18 protein-coding genes are annotated in these 19,722 nt (G+C 76.3%); 8 read left to right on the plus strand and 10 right to left on the minus strand.

Features of this window, described 5'->3' with window-relative positions:
* Positions 1–224: 224 nt before the first annotated feature.
* Positions 225–1,256 carry a LacI family DNA-binding transcriptional regulator gene (locus B9L22_RS14110; RefSeq protein WP_043658239.1) on the minus strand — a complete coding sequence of 344 codons (1,032 nt, stop codon included), beginning with the start codon at positions 1,254–1,256 and terminating at the stop codon, positions 225–227.
* A gap of 132 nt (positions 1,257–1,388) precedes the next feature.
* Between B9L22_RS14110 and B9L22_RS14115 the strand changes: the two genes are divergently transcribed.
* From B9L22_RS14115 to B9L22_RS14135, 5 genes are all read left to right on the plus strand, one after another.
* Entirely contained in the window at positions 1,389–3,170 is a 1,782-nt protein-coding gene (locus B9L22_RS14115) for a beta-N-acetylhexosaminidase (RefSeq protein ID WP_233140136.1), read from the plus strand.
* Positions 3,167–4,819: an amidohydrolase family protein gene (locus tag B9L22_RS14120; RefSeq protein WP_086150855.1), complete on the plus strand. Its 1,653-nt coding sequence runs from the start codon at positions 3,167–3,169 to the stop codon at positions 4,817–4,819. Before B9L22_RS14115 ends, B9L22_RS14120 begins: the two co-directional genes overlap by 4 nt.
* A gap of 50 nt (positions 4,820–4,869) precedes the next feature.
* Positions 4,870–6,246, plus strand: a complete 1,377-nt coding sequence (locus B9L22_RS14125; RefSeq protein ID WP_086150856.1) for an alanine racemase — start codon at positions 4,870–4,872, stop codon at positions 6,244–6,246.
* A 60-nt stretch (positions 6,247–6,306) separates the two neighbouring features.
* Positions 6,307–6,714 (plus strand): RidA family protein, encoded by a 408-nt coding sequence (locus B9L22_RS14130; protein WP_021483739.1) that lies wholly within the window; start codon positions 6,307–6,309, stop codon positions 6,712–6,714.
* 98 nt (positions 6,715–6,812) lie between these two features.
* Positions 6,813–8,021, plus strand: a complete 1,209-nt coding sequence (locus B9L22_RS14135; RefSeq protein WP_086150857.1) for an AAA family ATPase — start codon at positions 6,813–6,815, stop codon at positions 8,019–8,021.
* A 55-nt stretch (positions 8,022–8,076) separates the two neighbouring features.
* On the opposite strand, the gene B9L22_RS14140 is transcribed toward B9L22_RS14135, so the two are convergent.
* The 3 genes from B9L22_RS14140 to B9L22_RS14150 all read right to left on the minus strand — a co-directional run bounded on the left by B9L22_RS14140 (position 8,077) and on the right by B9L22_RS14150 (position 10,761).
* Positions 8,077–9,279 (minus strand): glycerate kinase, encoded by a 1,203-nt coding sequence (locus B9L22_RS14140; protein ID WP_086150858.1) that lies wholly within the window; start codon positions 9,277–9,279, stop codon positions 8,077–8,079.
* A 133-nt stretch (positions 9,280–9,412) separates the two neighbouring features.
* Positions 9,413–9,940, minus strand: coding sequence for a MarR family winged helix-turn-helix transcriptional regulator (locus B9L22_RS14145; RefSeq protein WP_086150859.1), 528 nt, complete (start codon positions 9,938–9,940; stop codon positions 9,413–9,415).
* A 59-nt stretch (positions 9,941–9,999) separates the two neighbouring features.
* A complete protein-coding gene (locus B9L22_RS14150) occupies positions 10,000–10,761 on the minus strand; it encodes an isoprenyl transferase (RefSeq protein ID WP_043655243.1) in 762 nt (253 codons plus the stop codon).
* A gap of 267 nt (positions 10,762–11,028) precedes the next feature.
* Here B9L22_RS14150 and B9L22_RS14155 point away from each other — a divergent pair, with 267 nt between their 5' ends.
* Positions 11,029–11,802, plus strand: a complete 774-nt coding sequence (locus B9L22_RS14155; protein WP_369824840.1) for a hemolysin III family protein — start codon at positions 11,029–11,031, stop codon at positions 11,800–11,802.
* Positions 11,803–11,845: 43 nt separating this feature from the next.
* Here the strand turns inward: B9L22_RS14155 and B9L22_RS14160 are convergent, their stop codons facing one another.
* From B9L22_RS14160 to mca, 3 genes are read right to left on the minus strand one after another with little or no spacing between them, the layout of a single operon-like run.
* A complete protein-coding gene (locus tag B9L22_RS14160; protein ID WP_233140138.1) occupies positions 11,846–12,652 on the minus strand; it encodes a carbon-nitrogen hydrolase family protein in 807 nt (268 codons plus the stop codon).
* A 2-nt stretch (positions 12,653–12,654) separates the two neighbouring features.
* Positions 12,655–13,143 carry a hypothetical protein gene (locus B9L22_RS14165; RefSeq protein WP_086150862.1) on the minus strand — a complete coding sequence of 163 codons (489 nt, stop codon included), beginning with the start codon at positions 13,141–13,143 and terminating at the stop codon, positions 12,655–12,657.
* Positions 13,140–14,081 (minus strand): mycothiol conjugate amidase Mca, encoded by a 942-nt coding sequence (gene mca, locus B9L22_RS14170; protein WP_051028194.1) that lies wholly within the window; start codon positions 14,079–14,081, stop codon positions 13,140–13,142. Before mca ends, B9L22_RS14165 begins: the two co-directional genes overlap by 4 nt.
* Positions 14,082–14,289: 208 nt before the next feature.
* Between mca and B9L22_RS14175 the strand changes: the two genes are divergently transcribed.
* Together B9L22_RS14175 and greA are read left to right on the plus strand one after the other, a co-directional pair.
* Positions 14,290–14,724, plus strand: coding sequence for a DUF4307 domain-containing protein (locus B9L22_RS14175; protein ID WP_051876692.1), 435 nt, complete (start codon positions 14,290–14,292; stop codon positions 14,722–14,724).
* A 431-nt stretch (positions 14,725–15,155) separates the two neighbouring features.
* Positions 15,156–15,638: a transcription elongation factor GreA gene (gene greA / locus B9L22_RS14180; RefSeq protein ID WP_021483866.1), complete on the plus strand. Its 483-nt coding sequence runs from the start codon at positions 15,156–15,158 to the stop codon at positions 15,636–15,638.
* A 95-nt stretch (positions 15,639–15,733) separates the two neighbouring features.
* Here the strand turns inward: greA and ilvA are convergent, their stop codons facing one another.
* The 3 genes from ilvA to B9L22_RS14195 all read right to left on the minus strand — a co-directional run bounded on the left by ilvA (position 15,734) and on the right by B9L22_RS14195 (position 19,627).
* On the minus strand, positions 15,734–16,999 hold the full coding sequence (ilvA, locus tag B9L22_RS14185; protein WP_085387484.1) for a threonine ammonia-lyase: 1,266 nt from the start codon (positions 16,997–16,999) through the stop codon (positions 15,734–15,736).
* Positions 16,996–18,306, minus strand: coding sequence for an AI-2E family transporter (locus B9L22_RS14190; protein ID WP_086150863.1), 1,311 nt, complete (start codon positions 18,304–18,306; stop codon positions 16,996–16,998). Before B9L22_RS14190 ends, ilvA begins: the two co-directional genes overlap by 4 nt.
* A 79-nt stretch (positions 18,307–18,385) precedes the next feature.
* Positions 18,386–19,627: a cystathionine gamma-synthase gene (locus B9L22_RS14195; protein ID WP_086150864.1), complete on the minus strand. Its 1,242-nt coding sequence runs from the start codon at positions 19,625–19,627 to the stop codon at positions 18,386–18,388.
* Positions 19,628–19,722 lie beyond the last annotated feature (95 nt).

Below are 19,722 nucleotides of genomic sequence, written 5' to 3' on the forward strand. Positions count from 1 at the left end.
GTGCACCGGGTGCCGACCGCGCCGTCGGGCATGACAGTAACTAGTCGACAGCTTCCGCGCAAGAATCCGACAGCAGCGTTATCGAAACGCTATCTCTGCGTGTCCAGACCGCGACGCTTGTCGCCCGGAGACGGGGGCGGCTCCCGCCGCAGGGCAGACGACGAAGGCCCCGGTCCGGCGCGCACGAAGCGGCCGGGCCGGGGCCCAGGAGGAAGAGGGTGCGGTCAGGCGACCGTCGCGTCACGACCCGTCGTGCGCGCGGCGGCCGTCGAGCCGCGCACGACGAGCTCCGGCTCGAAGAGCAGCTCGTCGCGGGAGACGTCGGCGCCCGCGATCATGCCGGCGAGCAGGTCGACGGCCGCGCGGCCCATCGGCTCGATCGGCTGGCGCACGGTCGTCAGCGCGGGGTCCGTCGAGTTCATGAGGTTCGAGTCGTCGTAGCCGACGACGGAGACGTCGGCGGGCACGTCGAGCCCCGCGCGCCGGACGGCGCGGACCGCGCCGAGCGCGAGGGGGTCGCTCGCGCACACGATCGCCGTCGCGCCGGCCTCGAGGAGCCGGTTCGCGGCGGCCTGACCGCTCTCGAGCGAGTACTGGCTGTGCACGACGAGCGCCGGGTCCAGCGCGTGGCCGTGCCGCTCGGCGAAGGCCTGCGCGGCGGCGAGCTTGCGCTCGGACGGCACGTGGTCCGCCGGGCCGAGGAGCAGGCCGACCCTCTCGTGGCCGAGGGACAGCACGTGGCCGAGCGCCTGGTTCATGGCGACGAGGTCGTCGCACGAGACGCGCGGGAAGTCGAGGTCCTCGACGGACGCGTTCATCAGGACGACGGGCAGGCCGAGCTTCTCGAGCCGGCGGAAGTGCGCGTGGTCGGCCTGGCGCTCGGCGTAGAAGCCGCCCGCGAAGATCACGCCCGACACGTGCTGCCCCAGGAGCAGGTCGATGTACTCCGCCTCCGTCACGCCGCCCGCCGTGCGCGTGCACAGCACCGGCGTGAACCCCTGCTGCGCGAGCGCGCCCCCGATGACCTCGGCGAACGCCGGGAAGATGGGGTTGACGAGCTCGGGCAGCACGAGCCCCACGAGTCGGCCGCGCTCCCCGCGCAGCTTGGTGGGCCGCTCGTAGCCGAGCACGTCGAGCGCCGTGAGCACCGCGTCCCGCGTGGCCTGCGAGACGCCGGGCTTCCCGTTGAGCACGCGGCTCACGGTGGCCTCGCTGACACCGACCTTGGTGGCGACCTCCGCCAGACGTCTCGACATGCCGTCGACTATACGTCCGGCTGCAAGCGGCTTGCGTGATCCTCCCGGCGGCGAACGCACGTTTGCGGCAGCGCTGTCCGCCCGTCCACAGCCGGGTAGGAGCGCACCGCGCGGGCCCGCTAGGCTCGTTCGGTGTCCTTCCAAAAGGTGCCCACCTCCTCCACGGCGGACCCCGCCGGGATCCTCCCCGCCCCGGTGACGCTCGAGCCCGGCGCCGGGACGACCGTCGTCGCGGACGGGACGTCCGTCGTCGCGGACCCCGCCCTGCGCCCCGCGGCGCGCTGGTGGCGGCGCGTCACCGAGGACGCGTTCGGCCTCGACCTCGTGCCGGTCCCGGCGGGCACCGCGCCCGCCGACGGCACCCCGCCCGTGGTCTTCGCGGTCGACGACGACCTCCCGCCGTCGGGCTACCGCCTCGTCGTGGGCGACGACGGCGTCCGGGTCGGTGCGGCGGACCTCGACGGCGCGCACGCCGCGGCCCAGACCCTGCGCCAGCTCGCCGGCCCCGCCGCATTCCGTCGTGCCCCCGGCGTGACGGGCGCGGGCGGTCGCGCGACGCTCGCGCTCCCCCACGTCGCGATCACCGACCACCCGCGGTTCGCGTGGCGCGGCGTGCTGCTCGACGTCGCGCGCCACTTCCTGCCGAAGGCCGACGTCCTGCGGTTCGTGGACCTCGCCGCGGCGCACCGGCTCAACGTGCTCCAGCTCCACCTCACCGACGACCAGGGGTGGCGCGTCGAGATCGCGCGCTACCCCCGGCTCACCGAGGTGGGTGCCTGGCGGCGCGAGTCCGGGCTCGGCACCTGGCGCGCCGGCGTCGCCGACGGCCGTCCGCACGGCGGCTTCTACACGCAGGACGACCTGCGCGAGATCGTCGCGTACGCGCGCGAGCGCGGCGTCACCGTGGTCCCGGAGATCGACGCGCCGGGGCACGTGGAGGCCGCCGTCGCCGCGTACCCGGAGCTCGGCACGCGCAAGCGACCGCACGAGGTCCGCACCACGTGGGGCGTGAGCACCGAGGTGCTCGACCCGTCGGAGGAGTCGCTGACGTTCTTCCGGCACGTGCTCGACGAGGTGCTGGAGATCTTCGACGCGCCGTTCGTCGCGATCGGCGGCGACGAGGTGCCCACGACGCTGTGGCGCGAGAACCCCGCGATCGTCGCGCGCGCGCAGGAGCTCGGGCTCGACGACGTCGGCGGCCTGCACGGCTGGTTCCTCGCGCGGCTCGCCGAGCACGTCGCGTCCCGCGGTCGGCGGGCGGTCGTGTGGGACGAGGCGTTCGGCCCCGCGCTCCCGCGCGACGTCGTCGTGACGTCGTGGCGCGGCTGGGCCGTGGGCGCGGACGCGCTCGCGGCGGGCCACGACGTCGTCATGGCGCCCGAGCAGGTCGTGTACCTCGACCACCGCGGCGGCGACACCCCGGACGAGCCCGTGCCGGTCGGGTTCCTCACCACGCTCGACGACGTGTACGCGTTCGAGCCCCTGCCGGCCGAGCTCGCGGGCGCCGCGGGCGGCACGGCGGCCGGTCCCGCCACCGCTCCCGCGCCGGGCGCGCTGCTCGGCGGGCAGGCGGAGCTCTGGTCCGAGCACCTCGACTCCGCGCGCCGCGTCGACTACGCCGCGTTCCCGCGCCTCGCGGCGTTCGCCGAGGTCATGTGGTCGCCCGAGGCCGACCGCTCCCCCGGGTCCCCCGCGGCCCGCGCGTTCCGCGAGCGCCTCGTCGCGCACCACCTGCCGCGCCTCGACGCGGCCGGCGTGGAGTACCGGCCGCTCGACGGGCCGCACCCGTGGCAGACCCGGCCCGGGGTCGCGGGCTGGCCGCGCGACCGCGCCGAGGAGCTCGCCGCGGGCGGCCTGCGCGGCGTCGGCGGCTGGGTCGAGGGTCGCGACGAGGACGCGGGCGGTCCGGCATGAGCGCCCTCGTGGTGCGCGGGGCGCGCCTCGTCGAGCCCGACGGCGGCCCCTCCGCCCCCGTCGACGTCACCGTCCGCGCGGGCCGGGTCGAGGGCGTCGCGCCCGCGGCCGGGACCGCTCCGGCGGGCGCCGACGTGCTGGACGCGGACGGCCGCCTCCTGCTGCCCGGGTTCGTCGACGCGCACGTGCACGGGGAGGCCGCCGTGCTCGACGACGACGTGCAGCTCGCCATGCTGCGCCAGGGCGTGACGAGCGTCGTCGTCGGGCAGGACGGGGTGTCCTACGCGCCCTCGCCGCGCCCGGACGCCGACGGCGGGCCCGCGGCGTCGGGCCTGCACGACGCCGCCGCCTGGGCGAGCGGGTACTTCGCGGCGATCAACGGCGAGCACCCGACGTTCCGCGGCGGGTCCGTCGCCGACCTCCTCGCCACGTACGACGGCACGACCCGCGTCAACGTGGGCTACCTCGCCCCGCACGGCACGATCCGCTACGCGGTGCTCGGCGCCGCCGCGCGCCCTGCGACGCCCGCCGAGACGGACCGGATGCTCGCGCTGCTCGCCTCGGCGCTCGACGACGGGTCGCTCGGCCTGTCGACCGGCCTGGAGTACGTCCCCGCGACGTACGCCGACGAGGCCGAGCTCGTCGCGCTCGCGCGCGTGCTCGCGGCCCGCGGCGTGCCGCACGTGTCCCACATGCGCGGCTACGAGGACCGGGCCGGACCGGCGTTCGCGGAGCTCGTGCGCGTGGCACGCGCGTCCGGGGTCGCGACGCACGTCTCGCACTACCACGGCCCGGCCGCGGAGCTGCTGGGGTACGTCGACGACGCGCACGCCGCGGGCCTGGACGTCACGTTCGACTCGTACCCGTACCTGCGCGGCTGCTCGATCCTGTCCATGGTGTCGCTGCCGACGTGGCTCCCCATCGCGGACGTCGACGCGACCGTCGCGGCGCTCGCCGACCCGGCGGTGCTCGAGCGCCTGCACCGCGAGCACTTCCCGCACCTGGCCGACCTGTGGCCGCGCGTGACGATGGCGGCGGTCCCGACCGGCCCCGCCGCCGGGGCCGCGGCGGGCCCGGCCGAGGACCTGTCGTGGACCGAGGGCATGACGTTGCCCGACGTCGCCGCGCGCCTCGGGCTGTCCCCCGCCGAGACCGCGGTGCGGCTGCTCGTCGCGACGCGGCTGCGCGCGTCGTGCGTCTTCGCCCAGCCGCCCACGAACTCCCCCGAGTCCGTCCGCGCCCTGCTGCGCCACCGGGCGCACGTGGGCGGGTCCGACGCGATCTACGCGCCGGTCGGGGGCGGCGGCCGCCCCCACCCGCGCGGCTGGGGCGCGTTCGCGCGCTTCCTCGCCGAGCACGTGCGTACGCTCGGGGACTGGACGTGGCACGACGCCGTCACGCACCTGTCCGCGCGGCCCGCCGCGCGCTTCGGGCTCGCCGGGCGCGGTGCGGTCGTCCCGGGGGCGGTCGCGGACCTCGCGCTCGTCGACCCCGACCGCGTGCGCGACGAGGCGACGTACGAGGACCCGCGCCGACCGGCGTCGGGCGTGGACGACGTGCTCGTCGCGGGCGTGCGCGTCCTGCGCGACGGCGCGCTCACCGACGCGCTCCCGGGCCGCCCGCTGCGCCCGGGCGCCCCGGCGGCGTGAGCCTCCCCCCCTGCACCCGTCCACGAGAGCCCGTCCCCGAGGAGGACCCCATGACCGGCACGACGCACGACGCCGCGCGGCCCGCACCCGACCGCCCCTGGGCGGGCGACGTCGTCGGGCCCCGGACCAAGGGGCTGCGGCTCCCGGCCGGGACCACCGTCGCGGACGTGCTCGCGGGCTCGCCGCGCGTCACCGACGCCGCGTTCTCCTGGCCGCTGCTCACGCTCGACGACGCGGCGCTCGACCACAACGTCGGCCTCGTCGCGCGCGTGTGCGCCGAGCGCGGGGTCGAGCACGCGCCGCACGTGAAGACGACGATGTCGCGCGCGCTCTTCGCGCGCCAGGCCGCGGCCGGGGCGTGGGGCGCGACGGTCGCGACGCCGTCCCAGCTGCGCACGGTGCGCGACTGGGGCGTGCCGCGCGTGCTGCTCGCCAACGAGCTGCTCGACCCGCGCGACATCGCGTGGCTGCGCGACGACCTGGCGCGCGCCGAGGCCGCGGGCGGCGACGACGAGGTGTGGCTGTGCGTCGACTCCCCGCACGGGGTCGACCTGCTCGCCCGCGGGTTCGCCGACGACCCCGCCGCCGTCCGCGCGCGCCTCGGCGTGCTCGTCGAGCTCGGCGTCCCCGGCGGGCGCACCGGCGTCCGCAGCACCGCCGCGGCGCTCGACCTCGCGCGCGCTCTCCGCGCGTCGGGCCTGCGCCTGCTCGGCGCGACCGGGTACGAGGGCTCGGTCGCGGGCGGCACGACCGCCGAAGAGCTCGCCGCCGTCGGCGCCTGGTGCGACGGGCTGCGCGCGCTCGGCGCCGCGTTCGTGCGCGAGGGTCTCGCGGGCGTCGACGAGCCGCTCGTGCTGTCGGCGGGCGGCAGCTCGTTCCTCGACGTCGTGCTCGCCGGGCTCCCCGGCCCGGTCCCCGGCGCGGACGGGCGCGAGGTCGAGGTCCGCGTCGTCGTGCGCTCGGGCGCGTACGTGACGCACGACCACGGCTTCTACTCGCGCACCGACCCGTGGAGCCGCATCCCCGGCGCGGAGCCGCTGCGCGCCGCCGCGACCGTCTGGGGCCAGGTGCTCTCCGTCCCGGAGCCCGGGCTCGCGGTCTGCGGCATCGGGCGCCGTGACGTCTCGTTCGACATCGACCTGCCCGTCGCGCTCTGGCTGCGCTCGCAGTCCGACGACGGCTGGCTCCCCCCGCGCGAGCTCGCGGGCACCCGTGTCACCGCGCTCAACGACCAGCACCTCTACCTCGCGCTGGACGCGGACGAGGCCGGCGCCGGGCAGGTCGGCGGCCCCGCCACCGCCCAGGTCCGCCCGGGCGACGTCGTCGGCTTCGGCATCTCGCACCCCTGCACGACCTTCGACCGGTGGCGCGTCGCCGCGGTCGTGCGGGGCGACGAGGTCGTGGACCTCGCGACGATCGACCTCTGACCCGCGCCGCTGACCCACTCCGACCCCGCACGACACCCGGACACCCCGAGAGGACCCCGCATGACCACCGAGAAGACCGCGATCTCCACCCCCGACGCCCCGGCCCCCGCGCACACGTTCCACCAGGGCGTGCGCAAGGGACCGTTCGTCCAGGTCTCGGGCCAGGGGCCCGTCGACCCGGCGACGAACGAGTACCTCTACCCCGGCGACGTCGCGGCGCAGACCACGCGCACGCTCGAGAACGTGCGCGCGATCGTCGAGGCGTCCGGCGCCACGTTCGACGACGTCGTCATGCTCCGCGTGTACCTCACGAAGCGCGAGGACTTCCCGATCATGAACGACGCCTACGGCGCGTTCGTCGCGCAGCACACCACGAAGGGCGTGCTCCCCAGCCGCACCACGGTGTTCACGGGTCTGCCGCGCGAGGAGATGCTCGTCGAGATCGACGCGTTCGCGATCACCGACTGACGCGCCACGCGGCCCGACGCCGCCTCGCCGCGCACCGCGCCGGGGCCCACGCCGCCGCGTGGGACCCGGCGCGTAGCGTGCCGGGCAGGAGGTGACCGATGCTCGCGACGATCGCGGTGGAGGGCTACCGCTCGCTGCGGAGCCTCGTGCTGCCGCTCGGGCGGCTCACGGTCGTGACCGGGGCGAACGGGACGGGCAAGTCGAGCCTGTACCGCGCGCTGCGTCTGCTGTCCGGGTGCGCGCTCGGCGGCGCCGTCGGCGCGGTGGCCCGGGAGGGCGGCCTGCGGTCGACGCTCTGGGCCGGGCCCGAGCAGGGCGGTCGGGCCGCGCGCGCGGGCGGCGCGGTCCAGGGCACGCGTCGGACGGCGCCCGTCGCGCTGCGCCTCGGGTTCGCGGGGGCCACGCCGGACGACCTGGGCTACGCGGTGGACCTCGGCCTGCCGCAGCACCCGGGCTCGGCGTTCGCCCTCGACCCGGAGATCAAGGTCGAGACCGTCTGGTCGGGGCCCGTCCCGCGGCCCGCGACGCTCCAGGTCGAGCGACGCGGACCGGCCGTCCGCATCCGCGACGACGCCGGCCGCTGGCAGTCCTCGCCCGCACGCCTGCGGCCCTTCGACAGCGTGCTCACCGAGCTCGTCGACCCGGTGGGCGCGCCGGAGGTCGTCGCGGTGCGCGAGCGCCTGCGGTCGTGGCGCTTCTACGACCAGCTGCGCACCGACGCCGACGCCCCGGCGCGCTCGCCGCAGCTCGGCACCCGCACGCCCGTCCTCGCGCACGACGGCGCGGACCTCGCCGCGGCGCTCGAGACCGTGCGCGACCTGGGGCGCGGCGACGAGCTGGACGACGCCGTCGCCCGCGCCTTCCCCGGCAGCCGGCTCGCGGTGCACGCCGACGACGGCCGGTTCGAGGTCGCCTTCCACCAGGACGGGCTGCTCCGGCCGCTCACCGGCGCCGAGCTCAGCGACGGGACGCTGCGCTACCTGTTCCTCGTCGCCGCGCTGCTCTCGCCGCGACCGCCCGAGCTCCTCGTGCTCAACGAGCCGGAGACGAGCCTGCACCCCGACCTCCTGCCCGCGCTCGGCGCGCTCGTGCACGCGGCGGGCCGCGAGACGCAGGTCGTGGTCGTCACGCACGCGCCGCCGCTCGTCGAGGCGCTGCGCGACGCCGCCGCGTCGGGCCCGGCGGACCTGCCCGGCGCGGACGAGCTCGTGGAGGTCGAGCTCGTACGGTCACCGTTCGGCGAGACGACGGTCGCCGGGCGCGAGGGGCTCCTCGACCAGCCCGCGTGGGGCTGGCCGAAGCGCTGACGGCGGCACCGTCCCCCGGGAGCCGGCCGAGGGCGGCGGCCGGGGGACGCGCCGGTCAGCGCCGCGACGCGACGTGCAGGCTCGTGACGGTCGCCGCGAGGTCGACGAGGCGGGACGCCGTGCGGTCGAGCAGCTCGTCGAGCGCGATGGGCCCGGGCGCGATGCTGAACGCCGCAGCGATCCCCGCCTCGCGCGCCTGGTGGGCGGGCAGCAGCACCCGGCCCGCGAGCACGACGACCGGAGGCCGGTGCGGTGCCTCCGCCGCGAGGGCGCCCATCGCGTCCGCGACCTTCCCGTTGACGGACTGCGAGTCGAACGACCCCTCGCCCGTGACGACGAGGTCGGCAGAGCGGATGGCAGCGGGCAGCCCGACCGCCTCGGCGACGAGGCGCGCGCCCGGCTCGAGCTCGGCGCCGAGGACGCCGACCATGCCCGCGGGCACGCCGCCCGCGGCGCCCGCACCCGCGAGCTCCGCCACGTCGACGCCGGTCTCCTGCGCGAGGACTCCCGCCCAGCGCCGCAGCGCGTCGTCGAGGAACGCCACGTCCGCCGGCTGGGCGCCCTTCTGCGGCCCGAACACGTGCGCCGCGCCCCGCTCGCCGTGCAGGGGGTTGGTGACGTCGACCGCGAGGCGCCAGCGAACCTCGCGCGCCCGCGGGTGCAGGCCGGACAGGTCGAGCCGCGCGACGCGCGCGAGGCCCTCCCCGCCGTCGGGCACGGGCGCGGCGTCGGCGTCGAGGAGCCGCGCGCCGAGGCCGGTGAGGATGCCCGCGCCGCCGTCGGTGGACGCCGAGCCGCCGAGGCACACGATCACCTCGTCGACGCCCGCGTCGAGCACGGCGGCCGCCGCGGCGCCCGTTCCGCGGGTGTGCGCGTGCAGGGGCTGGAGCGCGACGTCGCTCACCTGGGGCAGCCCGCTCGCCTCGGCGAGCTCGACCACGCCGAGGCGGCCGTCGGCCGAGACTCCGTACCGCGCGGTGCGGGGACGGCCGATCGCGTCGACCGTGGAGACCTCCCGGGCCGGGACGCCCCACACGGCGAGCAGCGCCTCGAGCGTGCCCTCGCCGCCGTCGGCCATGGGGAGCTCGACGACCTCCGCGTCGGGGACGACGCTGCGCACGCCCGTCGCGACGGCGTGCGCGACGTCGGCGGCGCTCAGGCTGCCCTTGAACGAGTCGGGCGCGACGACGACGCGCAGCGGGCCGTCGGCGCGGGGCCCGGGGACGGGGTTCGGGGTGGTGCTCGGCGTTGAGGACACGCTCGCATCCTAGGCAGGCCGACGCGCGACGGCCCGTAGCGGAGGGGACGGACCGGACGTGTTCCGCGCCACAGCGCCGAGCCCGCGAGGCCGGTACCGAGGCGGCCCGACCGCGTCGTCCGTGGGCGCGCGCTCAGGCGCCAGGGGCGCCCGCCGCGCGTCCCGGCGCGGCGTCCGGGATGTCCGGCTGCGCGGCGCGCAGGCGCTCGAGCAGCTCGCCGAGCATGGCGAGGTCGGTGTCGTCGAGCGCGCCGCCCACGTACGTCGCGATGGCCCGCGCGTGCGCACGGCCGGTCGTGCGCTGGAGGTCCCGGCCCGCCGGGGTGAGCCGGACGAGCGTGCCCCGCGCGTCGTCCGGCGGGGTCGCCCGCTCGACGAGGCCGCGCGCCGCGAGCCGGTCCACCATGCGGCTCAGCGAGGGCTGGCTGAGCAGGATGTACGCGTTGAGGTCGCGCAGCCGCATCCCGTCCTCGGGGCCCTTCGTCAGCGAGAACAGCACGTCGTACTCGCGCAGGGTCAGGCCGTCCCAGACCGGGTCGGACTGCAGCCGCCGCATGATCGCGACCTGGGCCCGGAAGAGGGACTCCCACGTCTCGACGGCGAGGCGCGCGCTCCCGGGGCCCGGCCCGGGGCCCGCGTCGTCGGCGTGGTGCTGCGTCATGTCGCCCCCGGACGGCTCGGTCGATGCGTTCGCATCGACCCTACCCGTCGGGTGGCCGGTCAGCGGCCCAGGCGGCGTTCGCGCTGCGAGTACGCGCGCAGCGCGCGCAGGTAGTCGACGCGACGGAAGTCGGGCCAGTACGCCTCGCAGAAGTAGAACTCCGAGTGCGCGCTCTGCCACAGCAGGAAGCCGCCGAGGCGCTGCTCGCCCGACGTGCGGATGACGAGCTCCGGGTCCGGCTGGCCCTTGGTGTAGAGGTGCTCCTCGATGTGCTCGACATCGAGGTTCTCCGCGAGGTCCTGCAGGCGCGCGCCCGCGGCGGCCTGCTCGCGCAGGTACGACCGCACGGCGTCGGCGATCTCGTGGCGCCCGCCGTAGCCGATCGCGACGTTGACCTGGAGCCCGTCGACGGCGGCCGTGCGCTGCTGGGCGTCGCGCAGCGCCGCCGTGAGCCGCTCGGGCAGCAGGTCGAGCCGACCCATGACCCGCAGGCGCCAGCGGCCCGTCTCGGCGAGGTCGCGCACGGCGTCCTCGATGATGTCGAGCAGCGCCGACAGCTCCTCCTGCGAGCGCGACAGGTTGTCGGTCGAGAGCATCCACAGCGTGACGACCTCGACGCCGAGGTCCTCGCTCCAGCCCAGGAACTCCGTGATCTTGTCGGCGCCCCGGCGGTGCCCGGTCGCCGTCGACTCCCCGAACGAGCGCGCCCACCGCCGGTTGCCGTCGAGGATGACGCCCACGTGGCGCGGGACGCTCTCGCGCGAGAGGGTCGCCGCGAGGCGACGCTCGTAGAGTCCGTAGACGGGGCGGGGCAGGCGCACGCTGGTTCCTCGGCGATGGGCGGACGGGGACGCCCGGCGGGCACGCCCCGGTGCGGGGCGCTCGGGCCGAACCCGCACACGCTACCGCTCGTCCGTGCCCGGTCCGGCAGGCTCGGACCGCTCCGCACGCCCCTGCCCAGGATCTTCACACCGCGGGGCGGGGACGGGTCGCAAACCTACGTTGGCGTAACTTACGATGGCGTAGGTTGGTGTGGGAGCCCCGCGCCGGCCTCTTTCCGTGCCCGGACACACCACCGAGGAGACGTCGTGGACCGACCGACCGACCGCGACCGCACCCCGAGCGCCCCGCCCGCCGACCCGGACCCCGCGCATGCACCCGGCACCGACGCGCTCGAGTCCGTCCGCGAGAACGTGGGCGACGCCGTCGCGAAGGTCGCCGAGGTCGTCAAGCCGCGCCTGCGGGGCTGGATCCACGCGGGGACGTTCCCCGTCGCCCTCGTCGCGAGCATCGTGCTCGTGCTCGTCGCGCCGCCCGTGGCGGGCAAGGTCGCGTGCGCCGTCTTCGGCCTCAGCGCGTGCCTGCTGTTCGGCACGAGCGCGGTCTACCACCGCGGCACGTGGTCGCCGCGCGTCGCCGGCGTGCTGCGACGCGCCGACCACTCGAACATCTTCCTCATCATCGCGGGCACCTACACGCCCCTCGCCGTGCTCCTGCTCCCCCAGCGGACCGCGACGATCCTGCTCGCGATCGTGTGGAGCGGGGCCCTGCTCGGCCTCCTCGCCCGGATCCTGTGGCTCGACGCCCCGCGGTGGGTGTACGTGCCCATCTACGTCGCGCTCGGGTGGGTCGCGGTGGGCTACATGCCCCAGTTCTGGACGACGACGAACGGCCCGGCGATCGTCTGGCTCGTCGCCGTCGGCGGCCTCGCCTACACGCTGGGCGCCGTCGTCTACGGCATCAAGAAGCCCAACCCCAGCCCGCGCTGGTTCGGCTTCCACGAGATCTTCCACGTGCTCACGGTCGTCGGCTACGGGTGCCACTACGCCGCGATCCTCGTCGCGGCGCTCGCCGCGCGCTGAGCGCCCGTCGCGCGGAGCGCCCACCCGGGCGCCCCGCGTCGGCTCAGTCCTTCGGGACGACGGCGTAGCGCCGGTTCGCGAGCGACGGGTTGCGCTCGCGCACCGCGGCCAGCGCGGCCGGGTCGAGGTCCGCGCTGCGCAGCTCCGCGCGCTCGCCGAGCTCCAGCCCCACCTGGCCGTCGGGGCCGACGAGCAGGGAGCGCCCGGTCACGCCCCGGCCCGCCTGGCCCACGGCGAGCACGACGGCGGTGTTCTCGATCGCGCGGGCCCGCGCGAGGGTGCGCCACTGGTCCGCCTTGAGCTCGCCCGCCGCCCAGGCGGCCGGCACCACCAGCACCTCGGCGCCCGCGTCCACGAGGCGCCGCGCGCTCTCCGGGAAGCGCAGGTCGTAGCAGGTCATCACGCCGAACGTCAGGTCGCCGACGCGCAGCACGAGCGGGGGCGCGGCCGGGTCCCCCGCGTCGAGCCGGTCCGACTCGCGGTGACCGAAGGCGTCGTAGAGGTGCACCTTGCGGTACGTGCCCACGAGGTCGCCCGCGGCGTCCACCGCCACGACGACGTTGACCGCCCGGCCGGGCGCGCTGCCCGGCACGAGGGTCCCCGCCACGACCGCGACACCGTGCTCGCGCGCGAGCCGGCGCAGCGTGCCGACGAACGGCCCGTCCAGCGGCTCCGCGTGCTCCGCGCCGGTGCCGCGCGGGTCGAACGCCGCGGCGTACTCCGGCAGCACCAGCAGGTCGGCGCGCACGCGCGCCGCCTCCCGGAACGCCGCGCCGACGGTCACGAGGTTCGCGGCGTGGTCGGCCGAGACCTCGAGCTGCCCGATCGTGACGCGAGCGCCGGTCGCCACGGTCAGCCCTGCCGCTCCGGGCCGCTTCCGGCCGGGCGGCGCCCGTCGCGGGTGCCGCCGGACGTGGAGCTGTCCGGCGCGGCGCCGTCGGACGCGGCGCCGTCGGACGCGGCGCTGTCGGACGCGGAGCCGTCCGGTCCGGAGCCGGCGGTCGCGGAGCCGTCCGGTGCGGAGCCGGCGGTCGCGGAGCCGTCGGGGGTCTCCGGGGCGGTCGCGTCGACCGGGCCGTCCGGGCCGATCCCCTGGGTCTCGGCGTTGTGCCGCATGCGTCGGAGCTGGCGCGAGAGCCCGAAGAACAGGGCCACGGTCGCGAGCGCCACGGCGAAGATCGCGAGGAACCCGGCGAGGCCGGGCGACACGTCGTTCGGGTCCAGGTCCTCGCGCAGCGGGTCGTCCGACGGGCTCGGCGTCGCGGTCTCCGCGACGACGTCCGCCGCCCAGCCCGGGCCGCCCGCGAGCGTCGGCACGTCGAGGAAGGGTGCCGCGCTCACGAGGCCACCTCCTCGCCCGCGACGAGCTCCCGCACGCCGGCGAACAGGTCGTCCTCCGGCAGGTCCGTCGGGACGCGCGACTCCGCGAGCTCGAACTCCTCGAACGGCCACACGTCGACCTCGAGGTCGCGCGGGATCGCGAAGAAGAAGCCCTCCGGGTCGATCTGCGACGCGTGCGCGATGAGCGCCGCGTCGCGCTGGGCGTAGTAGCGCGCCACGTGGACGCGCGTCGTGACCTCGCGCTCGGGGATCTCCCGCGCGGACCGCGACTCGACCCAGTCGCCGAACGGCGACTCCAGGCCCGCGCCCTGCATCGCCTCGTGGAGCGTGCGGATACGGTTCATCGAGAAGTCGTGGTTGTAGTACAGCTTGAGCGGCGACCAGGGCGCCGCGCCGCCCTCCCGGCGGTAGCGCTCCGGGTCGCCCGCGGCGTGGAACGCCTCGAACGCGACGCGGTGGCACATGACGTGGTCCGGGTGCGGGTAGCCGCCCGACGGGTCGTACGTCGTGACGACGTGCGGACGGAACTCGCGCACGAGCTCGACCAGCGGCGCGGCCGCCTCCTCGAGCGGCACGAGACCGAACGAGCCCTCGGGCAGCGGCGGCAGCGGGTCCCCCTCGGGCAGCCCCGAGTCGACGAACCCGAGCCACTGCTGCCGGACGCCGAGCGCGCGCGCCGCGGCGGCCATCTCGACGCGGCGCAGGGCACGCATGCCCTCGATGTCCGCCGGGCCCTCGCCGAAGCTCGGGTTGAGGATGTCGCCGCGCTCGCCCCCGGTGCACGTGGCGACGAGCACGTCCACGCCCTCGGCCGCGTAGCGCGCCGTCGTCGCGGCGCCCTTGCTCGACTCGTCGTCGGGGTGGGCGTGCACGGCCAGGAGACGGAGCGTCTCCGGCTGCTCGCGGTGGGTGGTCGATCCGGCCGCGGGTTCGGCCACTGGTCCTCCCGGGTGCGTCGTACGTCTCCTCGCGCGGCCTGGGACGCGGCACAGGACGCCGTGGGTGCACGACGAGGGCCGGGGCTCTGCGAAGATGGGTCGAGGACATGATCCACCACCGCGCCCACACCTGACGAACCGCCGGCCACCGCCGGCACCCGCCGGGCCAGCGACCGGGGCGCGGCGGCACCGACCACGGGACCGCACCATGACGAACGAGACCACCGCCCCGCAGCCGAGCCCGAGCACGCCCCTGCGCCCTCCGGCGGGCCGGTACGGGCCCGAGCCCACCGAGCGGCGTCGGCGCCTGGCGGTCGTCGGGATCGTGCTCGTCGCGGTCGTCGGGCTCGCCGTCACGTTCGTCATCGGGCTGCGCTACGCGAACGAGCCGGTGCGCTACAAGGACTTCGGGTACACCGTCGTCAGCCCGGAGCGCGTGGACGTCACGTTCGAGGTGTACATGGACCCCGGCACGACGGCGACGTGCACCCTCGACGCGCTCGCCGAGAGCTACGCGCAGGTCGGCACGGTCGACGTCACGGTCGGTCCCGTCGAGGTCACGGAGTCGCGCTACACGGTGAGCGTCGCGACGTCGGAGCTCGCCACGACGGGGATCGTCCAGTCCTGCCGCCCGGCCCCCTGAGCCGCCCGGCCGTCGTGCCGCCCGGCCGCGCGACTGCCGCGCGAACCTGCCGCCGGGTCGTCGAGTCCCCGGACCGTCGTGGCGCCCGGCTCCCGGACTCCTCCGTCGGGACTCCGGCCCTCGCGACGCGGCGTGCCGCGGCCCCGGGCCGCGCCGGGGCCGCCCCGCCCCGCGCCGTCGGCACCTCGTGCTTTGCTATCCTGAGGGATTCCCGCACCCGACCGCGTGCGGCCCGCGGCCGGTGCTCGTGACAGGCGACCGACCACCGGGCGACCCGGCGGTCCGGCGGGAACCAGTCCTCCGCGCTGCCACCCGGGCAGCGTCACCGACCCGGGCAGGCAGGCGCTCGCGTGAGCACGCGCCCCGGCTGCCCGTCTCTGCACGGCCGTGCCCGGCGCGACCGTCGAACCATGGAAAGGAAGGAGCGAACCGTGACCGACACCACCGTCACCTGGCTGACCCAGGAGGCGCACGACAGGCTGCAGGCCGAGCTCGCCCACCTGTCCGGCGAGGGCCGCACCGAGATCGCGGAGCGCATCGCCGCCGCCCGTGACGAGGGCGACCTCAAGGAGAACGGCGGCTACCACGCCGCCCGCGAGGAGCAGGCCAAGAACGAGGCCCGCATCCGCGAGCTCACCGAGAAGCTGCGCAACGTGCGCATCGGCACGCCGCCGGACGACGGCAAGGTCGAGGCCGGCATGGTCGTCACGGCCGTCGTCGCGGGCGACGAGATGACGTTCCTCCTCGGCTCGCGCGAGATCGCCGGCACGACGGACCTCGACGTGTACTCGCCGACGTCCCCGCTCGGTGCCGCGATCGACGGCAAGACCGTCGGCGACGAGACCAGCTACACCGCTCCGAACGGCAACGAGATCGCCGTGAAGATCACCGCCGCGAAGCCCTTCGAGGGCTGACGCGCCCCCCGGCGGCCGCACTTCGCCGGGCGAGACGTGAGAAGTGGCCCCTCCGACACGTGTCGGAGGGGCCACTTCTCGCTTCTCATGTCTCGTCAGACCCGCGGCGACCCGCCGTCGCTGCGCTCGACGCGGTAGCCCGCGGAGCGCAGGTGCGCGACGAGCTCGTCGCAGTGCTCGGGGCCCTTGGTCTCGACCTGCATGCGCACCCACGCCTCGCCGATCGCGAGGCCCACGTCCGTGCGGTCGTGGTCGATGTGCATGATGTTGCCGCGCCTCGCCGCGATCGCCTCGAGCATGCGCGCGAGGGCGCCGGGGCGGTCGTCGAGCAGCACCTGGAGCTGGATGTACCGGCCCGCGGCGGCGAGGCCGTGCCGCACGACCCGCAGCAGCACGAGCGGGTCGACGTTGCCCCCGGACAGCACGACGACGACCGGTCCCTCGACCGGGTCCGCCGCGCCCGCGTCGACCGCGGCCGTCCCGGACAGGAGGGCCGCGACGCCGGTCGCGGCGGCGGGCTCCACGAGCAGCTTCGCGCGCTCGGCGACCATGAGGAGCGACCGGGAGATCTCCTCCTCGGTCACGGTGCGCACCTCGACGCCGTGGTGCGCGACGATCCCGAACGGCACCGCTCCCGGGGTCCCGACCGCGATGCCGTCGGCCATCGTCCCGGCGAGCCGGGCCGTCGTCGGCTCTCCTGCGGCGAGCGAGCCCGGGTAGGCGGCGGCGCGCTCCGCCTGCACCCCGATGACGCGCACGTGCGGCGCGGCCTGCGCGAACGCCGCGGCGAGCCCGGCGACGAGCCCGCCGCCGCCGAGCGGGGCGACGACGGTCCGGACGTCGGGCACCTGCTCGAGGATCTCGAGCGCGATGGTCGCTTGGCCCGCGACGACGTCGGGGTGGTCGAACGGGTGGATGAAGACGGCGCCCGTGCGGTCGGCCTCGGCGCGCGCGGCGGCGAGCGTCTCGTCCACGTCGGCGCCGACGAGCCGGACCTCGGCACCGTACTGGCGCGTCGCCGCGACCTTCGGGAGCGCGGCGTCGACCGGCATGTACACGACGGCCCGGATGCCGAGCAGTCCCGCAGCGAACGCGACGCCCTGCGCGTGGTTGCCCGCGCTCGCCGCGACGACGCCGCGCGCCTTCTCGTCGGCGCTCAGGCGCGCCATGCGCACGTAGGCGCCGCGGACCTTGAACGACCCCGCGCGCTGGAGGTTCTCGCACTTGAGCAGGACCCGGACGCCCGCCGCCTCGCTGATCGCCCGGGTGGTGTGGACCGGTGTGCGGTACGCGACGCCGTCGAGCAGGCGGGCGGCGTCGCGGACGTCGTCGAGCGGGACGGGCACGGGACCCGAGGTCACCGCGCCTCTCCCGGCGTGCCCTCGCCCGGTGCGTCGGCGACGCCGGCGTCCTGCGTCTCGACGACCGCCGAGCCGCCGGCGTCGTGCGCCCGGCGACCGGGGCGGCGGGCGCCCGTGTCGTCGAGGTCGGACTCGGCGCGCGCGATGACGGGCGGCTGCGGGCTGCCGCGCACGACGACGCGGTCGTCGGTGCCGAGCTCGGGGAACTTGTCGTGGCCGTGCAGGTAGAGCACCACCGTGTTGAGCACCGCGGCGATCGGGACCGCGAACAGCGCGCCGACGATGCCCGCGGCGAAGCTGCCCGCCGCGACGACGAGCAGGACGGCGACGGGGTGCAGCGAGACCGCGTGCCCCATGAGGAAGGGCTGGAGGATGTGGCCCTCGATCTGCTGCACGAGCAGCACGATGCCGAGCATGACGAGCGCCTGCACCCAGCCCTGCGCGACGAGCACGACGAGCACCGCGATGGACCCGGTGACGATGGCACCGACGATCGGGATGAACGACCCGACGAAGACGAGGATGCCGAGCGGCAGCGCGAGCGACGGCACGAAGAACGCGGCGCCGACGCCGATGCCGACCGCGTCGACGGCGGCGACGAGGATCTGGGTGCGCGTGTACGCGGCGAGCGTCACGATGCCGCGACGGCCGGCCTGGTGCACGCGGTCGCGGGCGCGCATCGGGAGCAGCCCCACGACCCATGACCAGATCGAGCGGCCGTCGAGCAGGAAGAAGAACGTGCAGAACAGGGCGATGAGGGCCCCGGCGAGCACGTGGCCGATGGTCGTCGCCGCGCCCAGCGCGCCCGAGACGATCGAGTCCTGGTTCTCGGAGACCGCGGTCCCCGCCTGGTCGAGCCAGTGCGAGAGCGTGGTGGAGTCGAGGCCGAGGGGGCCGTCGGCGAGCCAGTTCGTGAACTGCTCGAAGCCCTCGACGGCCTGGTCGCGCAGGTCCTGGAAGCCGCTGACGATCTGCTGCCCCGCGATGGCGATGAGCCCCGCGACCACGACGATGAGCGCGATGAGCGCGGCGCCCGACGCGAGGCCGCGCGACATGCGCAGGTGCCGCCGGAAGAACCGCTGGACCGGCGTGAGGAGCACGGTGAGCAGCAGCGCCACCGCGATCGGCACGACGATCACCTTGAGCTGCGTCACGACCCACAGCCCGGCCGCGATCGCCGCGCCGATGAGCAGCAGGCGCCACGACCACGCGGCGGCCGAGCGCACGGCGTCGGGCACGGCCGCTGCGCCGGGACGCGCGGGAGGAAGCGGGTCGGGGGTGCGGTGCTGGTCCGTCTGCGCGCTCACAGCGCAACCCTAGGGGAGCGGCCCCCGCCGCGCGCCCCTGCGCACGGCGAGCCCGCGCGGTGTGCGCAGGATCTCCCCGTCAGGCGAGCGCCTGCCCGAGGTCGGCGAGGAGGTCCTCGACGTCCTCGATGCCGACGGACAGCCGGACGAGGTCGTCGGGGACCTCGAGCGCCGTGCCCGCGACGGAGCCGTGCGTCATGCGGCCGGGGTGCTCGACGAGCGACTCGACCCCGCCCAACGACTCCGCGAGCGTGAAGACCCGCGTGCGCGCGCACACGTCGAGCGCCTTGGCCTCGCTGCCCACGCGGAACGAGACCATGCCGCCGAACCCGGACATCTGGCGCGCCGCGAGCTCGTGGCCCGGGTGCGACGCGAGGCCCGGGTAGATCACCTCGGTCACGGCCGGGTGCGCGTCGAGGAACTCCGCGACCGCGGCCGCGTTCGCCTGGTGGCGGTCCATGCGCACCGCGAGCGTCTTGAGCCCGCGCAGCGTGAGCCACGCGTCGAACGGCCCGGCGACGGCGCCCGACGCGTTCTGGTGGAAGCCCACCGCCCCCGCGACGTCCGTGCCGCCCGCGGGCGACGCGAGCCCGCCGGGGAGCTGCGCGCCCGTCGCCACGACGAGCGCTCCCCCGACGACGTCGCTGTGGCCCCCGACGTACTTCGTGGTCGAGTGCACGACGACGTCCGCCCCCAGCGCGAGCGGCTGCTGGAGGTAGGGGGTCGCGAAGGTGTTGTCGACGACGAGCAGCGCCCCGGCGTCGTGCGCGACGCCCGCGAGCGCCGCGACGTCGCTCACGCCGAGCAGCGGGTTCGTCGGGGTCTCGACCCAGACGACGCGCGTCTCGGGACGCACGGCGGCGCGCACGGCCTCGACGTCCGTGAGGTCGACGGGCGTGTGCTCGACGCCCCACGGCCCGAACACGCGGGCGATGAGGCGGTAGGTGCCGCCGTACGCGTCGTCGGGCACGATGACGTGGTCCCCGGGGCGCACGACGGCGCGCAGCAGCGTGTCCTCGGCGGCGAGGCCGGACGCGAAGGCGAACCCGCGCGCGGCGGGCGAGCCGTCCGCCGTCGGGCGCAGGCCGCCGGACTCCGCGGCCGCGAGCGCCTCCTCCAGGGCGGTGCGCGTCGGGTTCGCGGAGCGCGAGTACTCGTAGCCGCCGCGCAGCCCGCCGACGCCGTCCTGCTTGTACGTCGAGACCTGGTGGATCGGCGGCACGACGGCGCCGGTCGTCGCGTCCGGGTCCTGGCCCGCGTGGATCGCACGCGTGGAGAAGCCGGTGGTGGTCCAGTCGGGGTGCTCGCTCGAGGTTGTCACCCGACCAGCCTAGGCGCACCCCCTGCGCCGAGCAGGCGGTCCTGGTCCGTCCCACGGCCCGGACGAGCCAGGACCGACTGCTCGGCGGCGGCCGT

Origin of the sequence: Cellulosimicrobium sp. KWT-B (genome assembly GCF_002127155.1) — a bacterium.
Lineage (GTDB): Bacteria > Actinomycetota > Actinomycetes > Actinomycetales > Cellulomonadaceae > Cellulosimicrobium > Cellulosimicrobium funkei.